We start from the raw sequence: 5,123 nt of genomic DNA, 5'->3' as shown, positions 1-5,123 counted from the left end.
CCACTGCCCGTCGGACATCGTTCTCCTCCCGTGCGGCGGCGCGTGACGCGCCGCCGCACGGGAGGAGAACGGTGTACGACGGGCGCGGGGCGCCACCCGGGTCCTCGGGGTGCGGCTGGAGGTGCGGGGCCGCCCGCCGCGCCGGCCGGCGCTGCTGGTCGCCAACCACGTCTCGTGGCTGGACGTGCTCGCGGTGCTGGCGGTGACGCCGGCCCGGCTGCTGGCCAAGAGCGAGGTCCGTCGGTGGCCGCTGGTCGGGCTGCTGGCCCGCGGGTCCGGCGCGCTCTTCGTCGACCGGGCGCGCCCCCGGGACCTGCCCGAGACGGTCGACCGGATCGCCGCGACGCTGCGCGGCGGCGACCCGGTGGCGGTCTTTCCCGAGGGCACGACCTGGTGCGGTGCCTCCGCAACGGCCGACTGCCGCCCGCGGCGCGGGTTCCGCCCGGCCACCTTCCAGGCGGCGGTCGACGCCGGGGCGCCGGTGGTGCCCATCCGGATCAGCTACCGGTGCGCCAGCATCGGCGTGGGCACCACGGCCGCCGCCTTCGTCGGGGAGGAGACCCTGTGGCGTTCGGTGCTCCGGGTGCTCGCCGCCCGTGAGCTGGTGTTGACCGTACGGGTGGCGGCGGCGCTGCACCCGGCCGGGGACGCCGACCGCCGGGCGCTGGCCCGGGCCGCCGAGGCGGCCGTCCACCTGGTCCCCGCCCGCGCCGCCGTATCCGCGCCGACGGCCGTCGCGGTGCCGGCTCCCGCCGCCGGGCCGGTTGTCCGTGACCTTCACCCGGTCGCCGCCTGACCTCTGACTTCGCCATCGCAGGGTGTAGCCGCCGGGGCGTGGTGGCGGCGGTGCCCGGGCGCCTCACCTGGCCCGAAGTCGCCGGAACTCGGTGTGGCCAGGATCCGGTGCAGGTCCGGGTCCGCGTGGATCTCGGCGGTGTGCCGCCACCCGGCGAGTAACTGCGAGACTGCCGCGGTGGTGTCCACCGCCGCGGCGGCCTCTGCCGTAGCGGCGAAGGGTCACACTGTGTAGCCGCTGCGGATTGACGTGCGCCACCCGGTTCACAGGCTTTTTTCAGCCGGTGCCCAGTATCGGCGCAGCCACGTCGTAGATGATGCGGGGCATGGCCGCTACCCAGACCGAGGCGCGACTGCTCGTCGTCGAGGACGATCCCAACATCCTCGAGCTGCTCTCTGCCAGTTTGCGCTTCGCCGGTTTCGACGTGGCGACCGCGACCAGCGGCAGCGCGGCGTTGAGCACCGCCAAGGAGCACCGCCCCGATCTGGTGGTCCTCGACGTGATGCTGCCCGACCTCGACGGCTTCGAGGTGATCCGGATGCTCCGTGAGGGCGGCACGCGTACCCCGGTGGTCTTCCTGACCGCCCGCGACGCCACCGACGACAAGATCCGCGGCCTCACCCTGGGCGGCGACGACTACGTCACCAAGCCGTTCAGCCTGGAGGAGCTGACCGCCCGGATCCGGGCGGTGCTGCGGCGTACCGCCACCGGCGAACACGCCCCCTCCCGGCTCACCTTCGCCGACCTGGAACTGGACGAGGAAACCCACGAGGTGCACCGCGCCGGCCAGCGGGTGCAACTGTCGCCGACCGAGTTCAAGCTGCTGCGTTACCTGATGCTCAACGCCAACCGGGTGCTGTCCAAGGCGCAGATCCTCGACCACGTCTGGAACTACGACTTCCGCGGCGACGACAACATCGTCGAGTCCTACATCTCCTACCTGCGGCGCAAGGTGGACAACACCCAACCTCGCCTGATCCACACCCTGCGCGGGGTGGGCTACGTGCTGCGCAAGCCAGCAGCGTGAGCGCGAGGAGTGAGCCGGTTCTGCGAGCCCCGCAGTCGCGAGGCACGGTGGGATCGGTGAGCGCGAGGAGTGAGCCGGTTCTGCGAGCCCCGCAGTCGCGGACCGGGGTGAACCAGTGAACCTCCTCGACAACGCGAAGGGCCGGCTGCGGGGCGTACCGCTGCGGGTCAAGCTGGTCGCGGCGGTGCTGGCGCTGGTCGCCGCCGCGCTGCTGGTGATCAGTTCGCTCACCACGTACTTCCTGCGCGACTACCTCGTCGGGCAGGTGGACGGGGAGTTGCAGGCGGCAAGCGACCAGGTGGGCCGGGTGCTGCCTTCCCTGGAAGTCGGGCTCGGCAGTGCCGCGCTGCCCACCGACTACGTGGTGGCACTCGCGGAGGAAGACAGCGCGAAGCCCATCGGGTACGACCACAGCCTAGCGCTGGACGACCTGCCCAGGATGCCGGACGACCTGGCGGGATTCCAGGCCGCTGCCGAGAAAGAGCCGTTCACCGTCCGCTCCGAGGACGGCCGGGACCGGTGGCGGATGCTCTACCGGGAGCTGCCCGACGGCCGGGTGCTCGCGGTCGGTCAGCACCTCACCGACGTCGACCTCGCGGTCAAGCGGCTGGTCTGGATAGACCTCCTGGTCGGTTGGTCGGTGCTGATCCTGCTCGCCTCGATCGGCGCGGCGATCGTCCGGACCAGTTTGAAACCGCTGGTGGAGATCGAACGGACCGCCGCCGCGATCGCCGGCGGCGACCTCACCCGCCGGGTGCCCGACCCGGAGGAGGGACAGCCCTGCGCCACCTCCGAGCTGGGCCGGCTCTCCCGGGCGTTGAACGCGATGCTGGCGCAGATCGAGGCGGCCTTCACCGCGCGGGCCGCCTCCGAGGCGGCGGCCCGCGCGGCCGAGGCCGGTGCCCGCGACGCCGCGCACGCCGCGCAGTCCTCCGAGGCCCGGGCCCGGCGCTCCGAGGAACGGATGCGGCAGTTCGTCGCGGACGCCTCCCACGAGCTGCGTACCCCGCTGACCACCATCCGCGGGTTCGCCGAGCTGTACCGGCAGGGCGCGGCGCGGGAGCCGGAACAGACCGCCGACCTGCTGCGCCGGATCGAGGACGAGGCGGCCCGGATGGGGCTGCTCGTGGAGGACCTGCTGCTGCTCGCCCGGCTGGACCGGGAACGCCCGCTCTCGTTGGCCCCGGTGGAGCTACCGGTGCTGGCCTCCGACGCCGTGCAGGCCGCCCGGGTGGTCGCTCCGCAGCGCCGGATCGAGCTGGAGATCGCGCCCGGCTCCGGGCCCCTGGTGGTGCAGGGGGACGACGCCCGGCTACGCCAGGTCATCGGCAACCTGATGACCAACGCGCTCACCCACACCCCACCGGAGGCCGCGGTGACGCTGCGGCTGCGGGCCGAACCGGGGAACCTGGCCGTGGTGGAGGTCGCCGACACCGGTCCCGGTCTCACCCCGGAGCAGGCCGAGCGGGTCTTCGAACGCTTCTACCGGGCCGACGCGGCCCGCACCCGGCGGGCGAACGGGATGACCAGCACCGGTCTGGGGCTGGCCATCGTCGCCGCGCTGGTGGCTGCCCACCACGGCACGGTCGAGGTGACCGACACGCCGGGTGGTGGGGCGACGTTCCGGGTCCGGCTGCCGCTGGCCGCGGCAACCAACGGCGAGTCGGAGTGACTGTCAGACAACTTCCAGGTGCGTTCCAGGTTGATGACAGTACGAGGGGAGAAGGTAAGGCCATGAACGAGTTCGACACCGATCCGCAGCGGCGGCCCGCCGCCCTCGACGCCGAGCCGTCGCCCCACACCGCAGAGCTGCCCCACGCCGAGCGCGGGCAGTCGGACTCGACCGAGGTCTCCCCGACCGACCGTCCCGCCGGCGCCGCGGGGGAGCCGGCGGGCATTGCGCCGCAGAGTTCTCCCTACCCGCCCGGGCAGACCTCGGCCGCGCCGTACCCGGGCGCGCAGACCTCGGCCGCGCCGTACCCCGGCCAGCACGCCGGACACCACCCTGGCTACCAGTACGGCCAGCACGCCGGCCAGCCCGGCTACCCGGGCCAGCACGCCGGCCAGTACCCGGCCGCCGGTTACCCCGCGGGTTACCCGCAGTCCGGCTGGGTGGGCGGCCCTGGCGGTCCCGTTCCGCCCAGCCACGGCGGGCAGCCGGTGCCGCCGTGGGCGGCCGCGCCGAAGCCCTCGAAGGTGGCCAAGGTCATCGGCGCCGGTGTGGCGGTCTTCGCCCTGATGCTGGGATCCGGTGTGGCCGGCGGTGCGCTCGCCCTCGCCCTGGACGGCGGCTCGGGCGGTGTCACCCGTACCTACTCGGCCGCACCCGTGATCAACAGTGCCGACCTGCCGAAGATCGCCGCCGGGGTGCAGGACAGCGTGGTCTCGATCGCCACCGACAGCGGCGAGGGGTCCGGGGTGATCCTCACCCCCGACGGCTTCGTGCTCACCAACAACCACGTGGTCGCCTCCGCCGCCGGCGGCATCGTCCGGGTGATCTTCGCCGACGGCAAGACGGCCCAGGCGACCATCATCGGCACCGACCCGAAGACCGACCTCGCAGTGGTCAAGGCCAGCGGCGTCGACGACCTCAAGGCGGCGAAGTTCGGCGACAGCGACGCCATGCAGGTCGGCGACCAGGTGCTCGCCCTGGGCAGCCCGCTTGGCCTGCAGGGCTCGGTCACCGCCGGCATCATCAGCGCCCGTGACCGGACCATCCAGGCCGGCGAGGGCGGCCAGCAGAACCCGCAGCAGGGTGCCACCTCGATCTCGGGGCTGCTGCAGACCGACGCCCCGATCAACCCTGGCAACTCCGGTGGTGCTCTGGTCAACACCCGGGGTGAGGTGATCGGCATCAACACCGCGATCGCCACCGCCGGGCAGGGCAGCAACGGCAACATCGGCGTCGGCTTCGCCATTCCGAGCAACAAGGCCAAGGACGTCGCCGGGAAGCTCCAGCGTCGCGAGAAGGTCAGCCACCCGTCGCTCGGCGTCAGCGTGACCGGCGCGGAGAACGGCGGCGCGCTGGTGTCGGCGGTCGTCCCCGGCAGCGCCGCCGAGAAGGCCGGCCTCCAGCGCGGTGACGTGATCAAGAAGTTCGGCGACAAGCTGATCAACGACTCCAACGACCTCGTCGGCGCGGTACAGGCCGGCAAGGTCGGTGACCGGGTCGAGGTGACCTACCAGCGCAACGGATCCGAGGCGACGGTGACCGTCACGCTCGCCGAGTCGTCATAACCACAGACCTGCCTCCTCCACGGGCGGCGGGTGGTGCAGCCAAGGGGGTTGGCTGCAACACCC

General features: G+C 72.8%; 3 protein-coding genes and 1 pseudogene. All 4 read left to right on the top strand.

Annotation, left to right across the window (positions count from 1 at the left end; genetic code table 11):
* Positions 1-97 precede the first annotated feature (97 nt).
* Positions 98-796 (top strand): annotated as a pseudogene (locus E1166_RS29325) (lysophospholipid acyltransferase family protein); the annotation flags it as partial.
* Positions 797-1,121: 325 nt separating this feature from the next.
* Complete coding sequence (locus tag E1166_RS29320; protein ID WP_132184922.1) at positions 1,122-1,823, top strand: response regulator transcription factor; 702 nt, start codon at positions 1,122-1,124, stop codon at positions 1,821-1,823.
* A 115-nt stretch (positions 1,824-1,938) separates the two neighbouring features.
* The gene (locus E1166_RS29315; RefSeq protein WP_132343084.1) at positions 1,939-3,495 is read left to right on the top strand and encodes a HAMP domain-containing sensor histidine kinase; all 1,557 of its coding nucleotides are present in this window, start codon (positions 1,939-1,941) and stop codon (positions 3,493-3,495) included.
* Between the two features lie 62 nt (positions 3,496-3,557).
* On the top strand, positions 3,558-5,060 hold the full coding sequence (locus tag E1166_RS29310) for a trypsin-like peptidase domain-containing protein (protein WP_132343083.1): 1,503 nt from the start codon (positions 3,558-3,560) through the stop codon (positions 5,058-5,060).
* The last annotated feature ends 63 nt before the right edge of the window (positions 5,061-5,123 follow it).

The organism is Micromonospora sp. KC213 (assembly GCF_004348325.1).
Lineage (GTDB): Bacteria > Actinomycetota > Actinomycetes > Mycobacteriales > Micromonosporaceae > Micromonospora.
This window is presented reverse-complemented; position numbering and strand designations above follow the sequence as displayed.

Coding starts and splice junctions, on each gene's coding strand:
- E1166_RS29320 (WP_132184922.1), top strand. CDS start 1,122: ATGGCCGCTACCCAGACCGAGGCGCGACTGCTCGTCGTCGAGGACGAT.
- E1166_RS29310 (WP_132343083.1), top strand. CDS start 3,558: ATGAACGAGTTCGACACCGATCCGCAGCGGCGGCCCGCCGCCCTCGAC.